Consider the following 13,937-nt stretch of genomic DNA (forward strand, 5'->3'; position numbering starts at 1 on the left):
GCTTTCCTCCGGGCGCTTCCCTTCGGTCTTGCGTTTCCGACTCTATCAGATCGTTTTCCGGTCCGATTTCCTCGGTGCTTTCCAGGTTTCCGCTTTCGCGTTTCCCTTTCCGGCGGTTCCGACTCTATCAGATCCTTTCGGGCCTGACTCCCAGTCAGCGGGGCTTGTCTTCGCAGCTGTTGGGCCGTTCTGACGTCCCAAACTTTAGCGGATCCTCTCGGCAGTTCCTAATCGGGCCGCCGAACCCAAATCGAATTGAATTCGGGCACGCCGAATTCCATCCCGTTGGGAGATCGTGCTGGTGGTTGGGTTGCCGCATCAGCGGCGGAGGTGCCACCGCAGAACCGTTACGGCTCCGTGGCAACTCGAAGAACCTTACGGATCGGGCAGGGTGATGTCAACCGCCCCTGTCAAGATCTTTAATCGAGGTCGCTGAGCCGGCCGCCCGCGTCCGGCTGGGCGTGCTCCACGCGTCGTAGAAGACGGGTCAGAACCTCGCCCAGGACGCCGCGTTCATCGGCGGACAGGTCCTGGAGCAGGTCCTCCTCGAAGACAGTGGCGAGGCGCATCGCCTCAAGCCACTTCTCGCGGCCCTCGTCCGTGAGCTCCACGATGACGCGTACCCGATTGGACTCATCGCGCTCTCGCGTGACCAGCCCCTCCGTGACCATGCGGTCGATGCGGTGGGTCATCGCGGCGGGGGTGAGGCCCAGTCGTTTGGCGAGGTCACTCGGGCCCATGCGGTACGGAGCCCCGGAGAGAACGAGGGCCTTGAGGACCTCCCACTCGGCGTTGCTGATGCCGAGCGCGGCGGTCTGGCGACCGTAGGCGACGTTCATCCGCCGGTTGAGGCGGGAGAGGGCCGAGACGATCTTCTCGATCTGGGGGTCGAGGTCCTGGAACTCGCGCTGGTAGGCGGCGATCTGTTCTTCGAGTGTCGGCTCGCTGACGCCGGGGGTGTCGCCCATGGTCGCAGTATCGCACGACGTCGCTTGGCGTTGAAGTCCTTCGAGGTGTACAGTTCAACATCTAACTTTAGCTTCGAAGTCTTCATGTCTGCATCGATGCACGGGGAAGCTTCACGACCAAGGCAGGTGAAAGTGACCAGGGCGATGGGCGCAGAGATGCGCCGGATCCACGTGGGCAACGCACTCAGCGCGTTCGGGCTCGGCTTTACCGTCCCCTTCCTCTACGTCTATGTGGCGCAGGTACGGGGACTCGGCTCCATGACGGCGGGCATCGTGCTCGCCGTCTTCGCCGTGGCCGCTCTCGTCGTGCTGCCGTTCGCCGGGCGGGCCATCGTCCGGCGCGGCCCGCGGCCGGTCCTGCTCGCCGCCCTGGTCACCGCCGCCTTCGGAGCGATGAGCCTGGGGCTCGCGAACAGTGCCACGACCGTGCTGCTGTCGGCGGCCGCGCTCGGTGCCGGACAGGCCGTGATGCAGCCGGCGCTCGCGACGATGATCGTGGACTGCTCCACGGCGGACACTCGCTCGCGCGCCTTCGCCATGCAGTTCTTCCTGCAGAACCTCGGGCTCGGCATCGGTGGTCTGATCGGCGGCCACATCGTCGACACCTCGCGGGCGAGCTCGTTCACGCTGCTTTTCGCGATCGAGGCGGCGATGTTCCTGCTGCTCGTCGTGATCATGTCGACCGTACGGATGCCGCACGCGCCGAAGGTGGAAGGTGCGCCGCAGGCCAAGGGCGGCAGCTGGAAGCAGCTGCTCGGCAACCGAGCCATGGTGCAGCTGTCCGTGCTGGGCTTCGTGCTGTTCTTCGCCTGCTACGGGCAGTTCGAGTCGGGGCTCTCCGCGTACGGCGTCGAGGCGGCCGGGATCTCCACCTCCGCGCTCGGTACGGCGATGGCGGCGAACACCGCGATGATCGTGGTCGCCCAGTTCGCGGTGCTGAAGTTCGTTGAGCGCCGGAAGCGGTCCCGGGTGATCGCCGCGGTCGGTCTCATCTGGGCCGTCGCATGGCTCGCGGCCGGTTACGCGGGACTCGGTCACGGCAGCCGGACCATGGCCACGGCGGCCTTCGTCTCTACGTACGCGCTCTTCGGGCTCGGCGAGGCGATGCTGTCGCCGACCGTCGCGCCGCTGGTCGCCGACCTGGCACCGACCGGCATGGCCGGTCAGTACAACTCCGCCTTCGCCCTGGTGAAGCAGCTCGCGCTGGCGGTCGGTCCCGCTGTGGGCGGTCCGATGGGGGCCTCGCTGCACGGCCCGTACATCGTGACGTTCCTGCTCTTCTCGCTCGGCATCACATTCCTGGCCGTGCGGCTGGGGCGGCAGCTCACCCCCGTACAGAACCACCCGTCGCTCGCGAAGAGCCGGGTGGTCGCGCAGGGCGGGGCGCCGGCGGAGCCGGTGCCGGTCCCGGCGAGCTCCTGACGGACCGATGCACGACGGCCGCGACCACCTGCACGGTGGTCGCGGCCGTCTTCGTGTGTCAGCGAACCCCCGTCACCAGGTTGGCGGTGAAGGGGAGGGTCGCGCTGCCGTCGGGGGCGGTGCGGTCCGCGAGGCGGGCGTGGACGGCGCGGCCTGCCCGTACGAGGGCGTCGTCGCCGGCGTTGTCGACGATCGACTGGCCCCAGGATGTCGACGAGAGCTGGCCGGGGGCGTATTCGGCGAGGGGCGGGAAGGCGATGCCGAAGCTGACCTCTCGTGATGTGACGTCGTGGAAGCCGGCGGAGCGCAGGGCGGTGGTGAGGCGCTCGGCGGTGCCGGAGAAGGCGCCCTCGTAGTCCGCGGCGATCTCCGGGAGGCCGTACTCCTTGACGGCCTCGTACTGGGCCACGAAGTACGGGATGCGGTCCCTGTCGGCCCAGGCGGTCGCGACGAAGCGGCCGCCCGGGCGGGTCACGCGGGCCGTCTCCGCGAGGGCCGCGGGCAGGTCGGGGAAGAACTGGACTCCCTGCTGGCACACGATCGCGTCGAAGGTCGCGGCTTCGTACGGGAGTTTGTCCGCCGGGGCCACTGTGAACTCGATGTCCGGGTACATGCGGGGTGCGTGTTCTCTGGCCACCCTGATCATGCCCTCGTTGACATCCGCGCCCGAGACACGGCCCGCCGGGCCTACGCGGGCGGCGGCCGCCCTTGCCGCGAAGCCGGTGCCGCAGGCCAGGTCGAGGACCGTGGCACCGGGGAACAGGTCGGCGGCGTCCAGGATCGCCGCCACGAAGGGCGCCATCAACGGCGCGGCGTACTGCTCGTAGCGCTCGGGAGCACTGCCTTTGAGCTGAAAGCCCGTTTCGTCTGCCATGGGGGAGCTAATAGCACTGGGCGCGGTGGGCGGCCAGGTGACGCGCGGAGGTGCGGGTGAGTGTTTTTCGCCCCCTCCGCCCCTTCCTTTCCCGTACCTGGGGGCTGCGCCCCCAGACCCCCGCTGAAAGATCGCGCAGTTCCCCGCGCCCCTTATGAACTGCGCGACCAGCCCCCACGGTCAGGGCCGGCGAGGGCGAAAAACTACCCACCCGGCAGGCCGAACTCGCACCAAACCGCCTTCCCACCCCCCGGCGTACGCCGCGACCCCCAGCCGGAGGCGATCGTGGCGACGATGGCGATGCCACGCCCGGCCTCGTCGCCGGGCTCGGCGCGGCGCCTGCGCGGCAGGTGGTCGTCACCGTCGGTGACCTCGATGATCAGGCGGCGGTCGGTGCGGCGCAGACGCAGACGCATGGGCGGGGTGCCGTGCTGCAGCGAGTTGGCGACGAGTTCGCTCGTGGCGAGCACGCCCAGGTCGTGCAGATCGGGCGGAAAGCGCCAGCTGGTGAGCACGCCGGAGGCGAAGGCACGCGCGCGTGGAGCCGCTTCGACGCCGCCGAGCAACTCCAGGGCGGCGTTCCGGAAGAGCTCGCCGTCCGGGCCCGTACGCGCCGGGTGTTGGAGGACGAGGACCGCCACGTCGTCGTCGTGGTCGGCCGTGACACCGGCCGAGCGGACCAGGCGGTCGCAGATCACCTGGGGGGTGCCCGTGGCGCCCGCCAAGGCACGCTCCAGGGACGCGATGCCCTCGTCCAGGTCCTCGTCGCGGCGCTCGACCAGGCCGTCCGTGTACAGGACGGCTGTGGAGCCGGGGCCCAGCGGCACCGAACCCGACGCGTGCAGCCAGCCGCCGGTGCCGAGCGGCGGCCCGGTGGGCTCGTCGGCGCGGTGGACGGTGCCGCTCTCGTCGCGGACCAGGATGGGCAGGTGGCCCGCCGAGGCGTACACCAGCCGGCCCTCGTTCGGGTCGTGGACGGCGTACACGCACGTGGCGATCTGGTTGGCGTCGATCTCGGTGGCGAGGCCGTCGAGGAGTTGCAGGACCTCGTGCGGAGGGAGGTCAAGGCGGGCGTACGCGCGTACGGCCGTACGCAGCTGGCCCATGACCGCTGCCGCGCGGACCCCGCGGCCCATGACGTCGCCGATGACGAGCGCCGTGCGGCCGCCGCCGAGGGTGATCACGTCGTACCAGTCACCGCCGACCGCGGCCTCCGTGCCGCCGGGCTGGTACGTGGCGGCGATGCGCAGGTCGTCGGGCTCCTCCAGCTCCTGCGGGAGGAGCGAGCGCTGCAGGGTGACGGCCGTTTCGCGCTGGCGGCGCTCGCTGGCGCGCAGCCGTTCGGCAGCTTCGGCGTGGTCGGTGACGTCGGTGGCAAAGATGAGTACGCCGCCGTCCTGGCCCGCCGGGGAGGTGTCGACGGGTGTGCAGGTGAAGGTGTACGAGCGCCCGCTCGGCACCTTGCGGGACTTGACCGTGCGGGGCTTCGCGCTGCGCAGGACCTGGTCGAGGAGCGGCAGCAGGCCGAGTTCGTCCAGTTCGGGCAGTGCCGCGCGCGCGGGCTCGCCGACGGTGCGTACGCCGAAGGTCGCCGTATAGGCGTCGTTGACGTACGCGACGCGGTGCTCGGGACCGTGCACCAGGGCGACGAGGGCCGGGATGCGGTCGAGGACCTCGCGCACCGGCAGCTCGTCGACGGCGAGCGCGGGCGGCGCGTCGTCATTCAGCCGCTCGGCGCGGGCCGCGGGCACGGAGCCTTCCCCTCGTCGGTCCGGGGAGACCGTGTGCTCGGTCCGCGCTGCGGCGCGGCGCTGCGTTCCGGGGAGCCGGGCGCTCCAGCGCGTGAAGTTCACGAATCCTTGCCTCGTGTTTGTGGACTACGGCCGGCACCGGTCGGTCGGGGGTCCGGCCCGCGGCGGAGCCGCTGTTGAGTGCTGCGTGCCCCGGGGGACTCGGCACAGTGGGGAAAAGCCTCGTGGTTTCAGAAGGGCGGGCGGTGGGCCCGCCCAAGGTCGTGGACCAGTCTGGCCGACCGGACCGACATCCGTCAGACGCCGGCCCAACCGGGGAAGTTCCTGGGCCCGGTCAGGACGACCCCTTCGGGTCGAGCTTGGGGTCGAGAGGATGCTTTCCACCGGCCGCGAGTTCGAACTCCGCACGGGGATGTTCGAGCGAACCGAGGGAAACGATCTCCCTCTTGAAGAGCCCCGCCAGGGTCCATTCGGCGAGCACACGGGCCTTGCGGTTGAAGGTGGGCACCCTGCTCAGGTGGTAGACGCGGTGCATGAACCAGGCAGGATAGCCCTTCAGCTTGCGCCCGTAGATGTGTGCGACGCCCTTGTGCAGTCCCAGGGACGCGACCGAGCCGACGTACTTGTGGGAGTACGTCTCGAGCGCCTCGCCGCGCAGGGAGTGCGCGATGTTGTCGCCGAGGACCTTGGCCTGGCGCACGGCGTGCTGGGCGTTGGGCGCGGTCTCCTTGCCGGGCTCGGCGGTGACGTCGGGGACGGAGGCTGCGTCTCCCGCGGCCCACGCGTGCGTGACGCCGTCAACGGTCAGCTGGGGGGTGCACTTGAGACGGCCGCGCCCGTTCAGGGGGAGGTCGGTGGCGGCGAGGACGGGGTGCGGCTTCACGCCGGCCGTCCACACGACCGTACGCGTGGGGAAGCGCGCGCCGTCACTGAGGACGGCGATGCGGTCCGCGCAGGAGTCGAGGCGGGTCTCCAGGCGTACGTCGATGTTGCGGCGGCGCAGCTGGCTGATCGTGTATTTGCCCATCTCCTCGCCGACCTCGGGGAGGATGCGGTTCGAGGCCTCGACGAGGATCCACTTCATGTCCTCGGGCTGCACGTTGTGGTAGTAGCGCGCGGCGTAGCGGGCCATGTCCTCCAGCTCGCCGAGCGCCTCGACGCCGGCGTATCCGCCTCCTACGAAGACGAAGGTCAGGGCCGCGTCGCGGATCGCGGGGTCGCGGGTGGAGGAGGCGATGTCCATCTGCTCGATGACGTGGTTGCGCAGGCCGATCGCCTCCTCGACCGTCTTGAAGCCGATGGCGTAGTCGGCGAGCCCGGGGATCGGGAGGGCGCGGGAGATCGAGCCGGGAGCAAGGACGAGTTCGTCGTACGTGATCTGCTCCGCGCCCGCGCCCTCCTCCTCGGTGGCGAGCGTCGTGAGCGTCGCGGTGCGCTTGGCGTGGTCGATCGACTGGACCTCGCCGATGACGATCCGGCACTGGTCCAGGACCCGGCGCAGCGGGACGACGACATGCCGCGGCGAGATCGAGCCCGCGGCGGCCTCGGGAAGGAATGGCTGATACGTCATGTACGGGTCTGGCGAGACGACCGTGATCTCGACCTCGCCCCGTTTCAGTTCAGGCTTCAACTTCTGCTGCAGGCGCAGAGCTGTGTACATCCCGACGTAGCCGCCGCCGACAATGAGAATGCGCGCACGTTCCTTCACCATCCCATGACGCACCCAGCTCTGGAGTTTGTCCACAGGCCCGGCAATTTGTGTGACCGGACGCCGACAACGCGCAGGGTTGGCCGATTTGCCGGAGTACGCGGAAGATGCGCAGGTCAGCAGGGATGAGCGGGGTGCGCGGAGGGGGCGCAATCGGGACGTAACCGCCCCGTACTCCGATCGGGGGGCGCTCCGTGCGGAACCTGCCCCTTCTGAATTGACCCCCTCTCAACTATGTTCGTGTGTCGACGGGGTGTAGGGGGATGCGCTCGACGAGGCCGCAGAGCGGACTCGTGCACACAAGCTTGTTCCGCACGCTCCGGCTACCAATGGCGGGGAGAGTCTCCGGGGGGAGACGTCATTACCGGGGGAACGCTTATGCACATTCAGGACTCTCATTGGTCTTCCGCGTCTGCCATCGCATCCGGTGGCACGGTCGGCGCGGCAGCGAGCGGCAACGGCCGCGGTCCGGGTGAAGGATCGCGCACAACGCCGCTGCGCGTGGACGCACAGCGCAATCTGGAACACGTACTGCGCGCGGCGCGCGAGGTCTTCGGCGAGCTGGGGTACGGCGCGCCGATGGAGGACGTGGCGCGGCGCGCGAGGGTCGGTGTCGGCACGGTGTACCGGCGCTTCCCGAGCAAGGACGTCCTGGTGCGCCGGATAGCCGAGGAGGAGACCTCCCGGCTGACCGACCAGGCACGCGCGGCGCTCGGCCAGGAGGACGAGCCGTGGTCGGCGCTCTCGCGCTTCCTGCGCACGTCGGTGGCCTCGGGCGCCGGTCGGCTGCTGCCGCCGCAGATACTGCGGGTCGGCGTCGCGGAGGACGGGGTCGAGGCGGACGAGGCGCGGGTGCCTCAACAGCGGTCCCAACTCACGCCCGAGCTGCGGCTCGTCGAGCGGCGGCCGGTACCCGAGGAGTCGGCGATCTCGGCGGCGGACGACGCCGGTGCGGCGGCGCTGCTCGACGTGGTCGGCCGCCTGGTGGAGCGGGCGCGCGCCGCGGGCGAGCTGCGGGCGGACGTCACCGTGGCGGACGTACTGCTGGTGATAGCGACGGCGGCGCCCTCGCTGCCGGACGCCGCCCAGCAGGCCGCGGCATCGGCCCGGCTGCTCGACATCCTGCTGGAGGGGCTGCGCTCGCGCCCGGCGTGAGCCGTCCCTCAAGCCCTCAAGTACCGGACCTTCACGGAGTTCGAGGTTTCCCGGAGTTCGGGGTTTCTGAGGTACTGGGTTTCCTGAGGTACTGGGTTCCTGGAGTAACGGGCTTCCCGGGATACCGGGTTCTCCCGGAGTAGCGGCCGTCCTGGACGCGGGTGCTGCGGCACTCGCGTACCGGGTGCCGCCGGTTACGCTTCGGACATTTCAGGCGTCGCGGCAACTCATGTGAGGGGGCCTTTTGTTGACCATTCCCCGAACGAGTGACCGCTAGTGCTGTCGTGTGGGAAGTCCCCACGGACGAGTGGTTGGTCCGTACTGAGGGAGGTCAGTCCCCTGAAGCGTGTGGCACTCTTTCCCGGTAGTCGGGTCCGAGTGTGCAGGCGGGGGCTTTCCGCGATGAGCTTTGACGGGCGGGACGAGTCGCTCGATGACGGTGGCGCGGACGGCGGCACGGGAACCGGCGGGCCGTCGACGCCACAGGTGCCCAGTCAGGGCGGGCGGCAGGGCGGCACCCCGGGCGCCTCGTCCTCGGATGACTTGTCCTCGGATGCCACGCCGTCCGGTGCCACGCCGTCCGGTGGCGCGCCGTCCGGTGGCGCGCTCGATGCCAGCGTTCCGTCGCAGCGGGACCGGTTCGACCGGCGCGACGGCGTTGCCCTGCCGCCACCTCCGGTCGATCTGCCGCCGTCCGACGCCGATCTGATCGAGCGGATGCGCGCGGGCTACGACACGGCGTACGAGGAGCTGTACCGGCGCCATGCGCAGGCCGTGCGCCGGTACGCCCGCACCTGCTGCCGGGACGCGCACACCGCCGACGACCTCACGGCCGAGGTGTTCGCCCGCATGCTGCAGGCGGTACGCGGCGGCAGCGGCCCCGAGCACGCCGTACGCGCGTATCTGCTGACGACCGTCCGCCGCGTAGCCGCGAACTGGACGAAATCGGCAAAGCGGGAACAACTGGTCGACGACTTCGCGGTGTTCGCGGCACAGGCCCTGCGCACCTCCGAGGTCTCCGACGACGACACACGGGACCTGGGCCCGGACGTCCGCGCGATGCACGAGGCCGAACAGTCCATGGCCATGCGGGCGTTCCGGTCGCTGCCCGAGCGCTGGCAGGCCGTGCTGTGGCACACGGAGGTCGAGGACGAGTCGCCGAGCGAGGTCGCCACGCTCTTCGGGCTCGACGCCAACGGCACCCGGGTCCTTGCCAGCCGCGCCCGCGAGGGACTCAAGCAGGCCTACCTCCAGGCACATGTGAGCGCCACGCTCACCATGGACGAGGAGTGCGCCCGCTACGCCGACCAGCTCGGCGCCTACGCCCGCGGCGGACTGCGCACGCGCGCCGAGCGCGGGCTGCGCAAGCACCTGGAGGAGTGCGCCAAGTGCCGGCTGGCCGCGGGCCAGATCAAGGAAGTCGCCAGCGGGATCCCCGCGGTCGTGCCGGTCGCGGTCATCGGTTGGTTCGGTGCCGCCGGGTACGCGAAGGCCGTCGCGCTCATCGCCGGTGGCGCCGGAGCGGGCGCGGCCGGAGCCGCGGGCGCGGCCGCCGCGGCGGGCGGCAGCTCCGGGGGCGCGAGCGCGGGCGGCGCCGCGGCTGCCTTGGAGGGGCTCGGCGCGCCGGTCAAGGCCGGTATCGCGGCGGGAGTCGTCGCGGTGGCCGTGGCGGCGGTGGCGCTCGCCCTGGTCGGCAACGACAGCCCGGCCAAGAAGCCCGATGCCAAGCCGCCCGCCTCGCCCGCTGTCGAAGCGCCGCTGCCGTCGCCGAAGCCGCCGAAGAAGGCACCCGCGCCGAAGCCGCCGGTGGCGGCGCCCACCCCGACTCCTACGCCGCCACCTTCTCCGACGTCCAAGCCCACCCCGAAGCCCACCCCGAAGCCCACGCCCAAGCCGTCGCCCACGCCCACGCCCAGCCCGACGAAGGCCGAGCCGAAACCCACGCCCAAGCCGACCCCGACCCCGACCCCGCCTCCTCCCGCCCCGGTCGTCTACCAGTGGAGCGAGCTGAACTACGGCGTCAACGGCGACCACACCAAGCCCGAGATGCGGCTCGGCGAGAGCAGCTGGGTGTGGCAGCGCGAGGGGGTGTCGGTCGCGAACAACCAGTACGCGCACGGCGTGACCGTCCACGGCCAGTCGTCCGTCACCATCGACCTCAACAGCGGCTGCTCCTCGTACGACGCGATGGTAGGCGTCGACGACCTGACGATGGGGCTCGGCAAGGTCCGCTTCTCGGTGTACGTCGACGGGTCCCAGGCCTGGCAGTCGCCGATGATCAAGGGCGGCGACCAGGCGGTCCCCGTTCATGTGAACCTCACCGGCCGCAGGACGATCCGCCTCGTCGTCGAGCCCCACACCCCCTTCGACTCGGCGGCACTGGCGGACTGGGCGGAGTCGAAGTTCCTGTGCCAGTGAGCGCGCGTCGGATACGCCGTTATTCGTCGGCGTGCTCCTTGAGCGCCTCGGCCAGGTCCCGCAGGGCGTCCTCCGTGGTGAACTCCGAACCCGTGGCGCGTTCGGACTCGTAGCGGACCGGGCCGAGGGCCGCCATCGCGGCGGCCTCCGTGCGCTCGGCATCGGCGCACTCGCGCGCGGCACGCGGATGGCCACCTCGCCACCGCGTGGCGGCCGCGAGCAGACGGATCGCGGGCGGGTGGTCGCCGAGCTCGGCGAGGAGGCCCGCCGCGACATCGACGAGGCCGGCTGCGACCACATCGGCGCACCGCGTGTCCAGTGCCTCCCGCAGGGCGTCGAACAGCTTCCGCAGACCGCGCTCCGGGCCGGACTCGGCGGCCGTGACGAGCGCATCAATCCAGTTCAGCGCCGCCATGAACTGCGGTGGCGGGGTGCCTTGAGAACTCTCCTCGCGTGCCAGCTCGAACAGTTCGCGCGCGAAGGCGACCTCGCCGTCGTCCAGGGCCAGCTGGGCGCGCAGGATGCGGACGAACGCCCGGGAGTCCGTCACCCCGTACCGGTCGGCCGCCGCGCTCGCCTCGTCCAGGGCGGTCAGCGCGCTGGAACGATCGCCCGCGCGGTAGGCGATCTCGGCAAGCCGCGCCATCAGGAAGGGCACCTCGGCATACGCGCCCACCTCGTAGGCGAGCCGCAGCGCCTCCTCGTACTCCCCCTTCGCCTCGTCGAAAAGGCTGCGCGCCATGGCCGCCTCACCGGCCGCGCTGCACACCTGGGCCCACATCCAGCGGTCTCCCACCCGCCGGCTGAGGTCGCGCAGCTCCGCCAGGTCTTCGTCCACCCCGTGCATACCACCCGGCGCGTCGACGACCATGTGCGTACGGAACATCAGGATGACGCCGATTTCCCACTCGCCGCCGTACGCACGGCAGTTGGCGACCGCCGCGTCCATGGTGGGCCGCATGTCTTCCGAGCCGTTCAGGAAGACGGCGGCCAGCGGCCAGGCGATGCCAGGCATGCGTGCCGCGTCCGGGCCGCCCTTCTCGAAAACGGCCCGCACCCGCCTCGCGTACTCCCGCATCCGGCCGTCGTCCCGCCCCTCCAGTGGTTCGACTTCCAGCTTCATGAACAGGTGGAGCATGCGCAGCCGCATCCGCATACCGCGCAGAGGGTGCTCGTCGCTCTCGGGGGCGTCGAGGAAGGCCCCCACCGGGTCCACTGCGTCCAACGCGGCGAGGTGGGCATCACCGGCGGCGCGGGAAGACCCGCCCGCCCGTCCGGTGATCCCCCCGACGGGCAGATCGCCGAGACTGATCGCCGCGCCCAGCCGCAGCACGAGATCCGTCCATTCCGTGCCCTCGCGGCGGAAGTTGCGCAGCCACCAGAACCAGCCCATGGCGAGAACCAGGGCCCCGGCCTCCTCCTCGTCAGCGGCGACGATCGCGCGGTGGAGGGCTGCCCTGATGTTGTCGAGCTCGGTCTCCAGGCGCCTGATCCACGGGAGTTGCTCGGCGGAGCGCAGCAGTGGTTCGGCCTCCTCGACGAGCCCGCGCACCCAGGCGCGGTGGCGCCGCTCGGCCGCGGCGCGCAGCTCGGGGACCTCGGCGGCGCGCTCGGTCGCGTACTCGTGGATGGTCTCCAGCATGCGATACCGCATGCCGCCACTGCCGTCCTCGTCGTCCGGGGTGGCGACGAGGAGGGACTTGTCGACCAGCGCCCCGACGAGGTCGGCCGCGGGCCCGGTGCACACGGCCTCCGCGGCCGCCAGGTCCCAGCCGCCCGCGAACACGGACGCCTCGCGCAGCACGGTCCGCTCCCGTTCGTCGAGCAGGTCCCAGGACCAGTCGACGACGGCGCGCAGGGTCTGCTGGCGGGGCAGCACCGTGCGGCTTCCGGAGGTGAGCAGCCGGAAGCGGTCGTCGAGCCGGTCGGCGATCTGACGAGGGGTGAGCAGCCGCAGCCGGGCGGCGGCCAGCTCGATGGCCAGGGGCAGACCGTCGAGCCGTCGGCAGATCTCGTCCACGGCCGCCGAGTCGTACGGCGCGGCGCCGGCGTGCGGGCGGACGACCGACGCCCGCTCCATGAACAGGCGCCGTGCGGGATCGGGCGGCAGGGGCTCGACCGGACGCACCAGCTCGCCCGGCACGCCCAGGGGTTCACGGCTGGTGGCGAGGATCGTGAGCCCCGGGCAGTGCGTCAGCAGGGTCTCGGCGAGCTCGGCCGCCGCGCCGATGACATGTTCGCAATTGTCAACGATCAGGAGCTGGCTGCGCGGGGCGCAGTACTCGACGAGCAGGGCGAGCGGGTCGTCCTGCGGGACCGCCATCTCGTTGGTGATCAGCACGGTTTCGCGCAGACCGAGGGCGCTGACCACAGCGCCCGGGACCGCCTCGGGCCGGTCGAGCGGAGCCAGCTCGACCAGCCACGCCTGCGGAAGCCCGGCGGCGGCTTCCTCGGCGAGGCGGGTCTTTCCCGAACCGCCTGGTCCGGTCAGGGTGACCAGGCGTGCCCTCTGAACATCCGAACGGATGGCCTCGAGTTCGGGTTCCCGGCCGACGAACGAGTTCAGACGCGGACGAATGTTCCCGTTCCGCGGGGCACGCGAGGAGTCTCCCGGCTCGGCGGAGCCCGCGTGCGACGTCCCACCGGCGCGGGCTTGGTGATGAGCCGTGCCGCTCCCCGGCCACGTCCCGTCCCCCTCGTCCCACCGCGGCCGGGGATCCAACAACTCCTCGTACAGGGCACGCAGTTCCGGCCCGGGATCCGCGCCCAGCCCCTCCATCAATGCGCGGCGCACCCCCTCGTACGCGGCCAGGGCGTCCGCGCCGCGGCCGGCGTCGCGCAGGGCGCGGATAAGCAGAACATGCAGCCCCTCGTCGTACGGGTGAGCCGCCGTCAGCTCTCTCAACTCCGGTACGACGTCGGTGGCGCTGCCGAGTCGCAGGTCCGCCTCGATGCGGGTCCGGGTCGCCTCCTGGCGGAAGGCCTCCTGGCGGGTCGCGGCGGTGCGGTCGGGGAGGTCCGCGAGGGCGGGGCCACGCCACAGGGCGAGCCCTTCGCGCAGCCGTTCGGCGGCGGTCGTGGCGTCGCCGCGCTCCAGCGCCGCCTTGCCCTCCCCCACCAGCCGCTCGAAGACGAACAGATCCACGTCGTCCTTGGCGGCCCGCAAGCGGTAGCCGCCCGCCTCGGAAGCGACCGTGTCCTTGCCGATGGCTCGGCGCAGCCGGCCGACGAGGGCCTGCAGTGCCGCGGGGGCGTCCAGCGGGGGATCGTCCGCCCACACCTCGTCGATCAGGGTGTCCGGGGTGGTGGTGCGGCCGAGGCGCTGCGCCAGCGCCGCGAGCAGCGCGCGCACGCGGGGGCCTCCGACGGCGACCTGGGCCCCTCGGTCATCCTCCACCTGGGTGACCCCCAGAATCCTGTACCGCACCCACCCATTCTCACCGCCTCCGGTACCGGAGACATCGGCTTTTCCCGGCGAGCCTCCGGCTTACCCGACGCGGTGGTGCGAGCGAGCAGGGTTTTCGCCCCCTCCGCCCCTACCCGTCCCGTACCTGGGGGCTCCGCCCCCAGACCCCCGTATCGGCCATGACGGCCACGTCCTCGAACACCGGACGGGCTGAAAGATCAAGCCCCGGCCGGGG

At 71.2% G+C, this 13,937-nt stretch carries 8 protein-coding genes; 3 read left to right on the top strand and 5 right to left on the bottom strand.

Features of this window, described 5'->3' with window-relative positions; all coding sequences use genetic code 11:
* Positions 1 to 419 precede the first annotated feature (419 nt).
* Positions 420 to 968 carry a MarR family winged helix-turn-helix transcriptional regulator gene (locus ACZ4RZ_RS22525; protein WP_467746986.1) on the bottom strand — a complete coding sequence of 183 codons (549 nt, stop codon included), beginning with the start codon at positions 966 to 968 and terminating at the stop codon, positions 420 to 422.
* A 144-nt stretch (positions 969 to 1,112) separates the two neighbouring features.
* Between ACZ4RZ_RS22525 and ACZ4RZ_RS22530 the strand changes: the two genes are divergently transcribed.
* A complete protein-coding gene (locus tag ACZ4RZ_RS22530; RefSeq protein WP_467747386.1) occupies positions 1,113 to 2,390 on the top strand; it encodes an MDR family MFS transporter in 1,278 nt (425 codons plus the stop codon).
* Between the two features lie 58 nt (positions 2,391 to 2,448).
* On the opposite strand, the gene ACZ4RZ_RS22535 is transcribed toward ACZ4RZ_RS22530, so the two are convergent.
* The 3 genes from ACZ4RZ_RS22535 to ACZ4RZ_RS22545 form a co-directional block, all read right to left on the bottom strand.
* On the bottom strand, positions 2,449 to 3,264 hold the full coding sequence (locus tag ACZ4RZ_RS22535) for a class I SAM-dependent methyltransferase (RefSeq protein WP_467746987.1): 816 nt from the start codon (positions 3,262 to 3,264) through the stop codon (positions 2,449 to 2,451).
* A 203-nt stretch (positions 3,265 to 3,467) separates the two neighbouring features.
* Positions 3,468 to 5,117: an ATP-binding SpoIIE family protein phosphatase gene (locus ACZ4RZ_RS22540; protein WP_467746989.1), complete on the bottom strand. Its 1,650-nt coding sequence runs from the start codon at positions 5,115 to 5,117 to the stop codon at positions 3,468 to 3,470.
* A gap of 232 nt (positions 5,118 to 5,349) precedes the next feature.
* Positions 5,350 to 6,726 carry an NAD(P)/FAD-dependent oxidoreductase gene (locus tag ACZ4RZ_RS22545; RefSeq protein ID WP_467746991.1) on the bottom strand — a complete coding sequence of 459 codons (1,377 nt, stop codon included), beginning with the start codon at positions 6,724 to 6,726 and terminating at the stop codon, positions 5,350 to 5,352.
* 375 nt (positions 6,727 to 7,101) lie between these two features.
* Between ACZ4RZ_RS22545 and ACZ4RZ_RS22550 the strand changes: the two genes are divergently transcribed.
* Positions 7,102 to 7,878: a TetR/AcrR family transcriptional regulator gene (locus tag ACZ4RZ_RS22550; RefSeq protein ID WP_467746992.1), complete on the top strand. Its 777-nt coding sequence runs from the start codon at positions 7,102 to 7,104 to the stop codon at positions 7,876 to 7,878.
* Between the two features lie 402 nt (positions 7,879 to 8,280).
* Entirely contained in the window at positions 8,281 to 10,296 is a 2,016-nt protein-coding gene (locus ACZ4RZ_RS22555) for a sigma-70 family RNA polymerase sigma factor (protein WP_467746994.1), read from the top strand.
* Between the two features lie 19 nt (positions 10,297 to 10,315).
* On the opposite strand, the gene ACZ4RZ_RS22560 is transcribed toward ACZ4RZ_RS22555, so the two are convergent.
* Positions 10,316 to 13,723, bottom strand: a complete 3,408-nt coding sequence (locus ACZ4RZ_RS22560; protein ID WP_467746995.1) for an AfsR/SARP family transcriptional regulator — start codon at positions 13,721 to 13,723, stop codon at positions 10,316 to 10,318.
* Between the last annotated feature and the right edge of the window lie 214 nt (positions 13,724 to 13,937).

The sequence above is a fragment of the Streptomyces sp. NPDC027189 genome (genome assembly GCF_055566975.1).

Excerpts from the sequence above, each read along its gene's own strand:
- ACZ4RZ_RS22545 (WP_467746991.1), bottom strand. The coding sequence starts at position 6,726 with ATGGTGAAGGAACGTGCGCGCATTCTCATTGTCGGCGGCGGCTACGTC.
- ACZ4RZ_RS22530 (WP_467747386.1), top strand. The coding sequence starts at position 1,113 with ATGGGCGCAGAGATGCGCCGGATCCACGTGGGCAACGCACTCAGCGCG.
- ACZ4RZ_RS22525 (WP_467746986.1), bottom strand. The coding sequence starts at position 968 with ATGGGCGACACCCCCGGCGTCAGCGAGCCGACACTCGAAGAACAGATC.
- ACZ4RZ_RS22550 (WP_467746992.1), top strand. The coding sequence starts at position 7,102 with ATGCACATTCAGGACTCTCATTGGTCTTCCGCGTCTGCCATCGCATCC.
- ACZ4RZ_RS22555 (WP_467746994.1), top strand. The coding sequence starts at position 8,281 with ATGAGCTTTGACGGGCGGGACGAGTCGCTCGATGACGGTGGCGCGGAC.
- ACZ4RZ_RS22535 (WP_467746987.1), bottom strand. The coding sequence starts at position 3,264 with ATGGCAGACGAAACGGGCTTTCAGCTCAAAGGCAGTGCTCCCGAGCGC.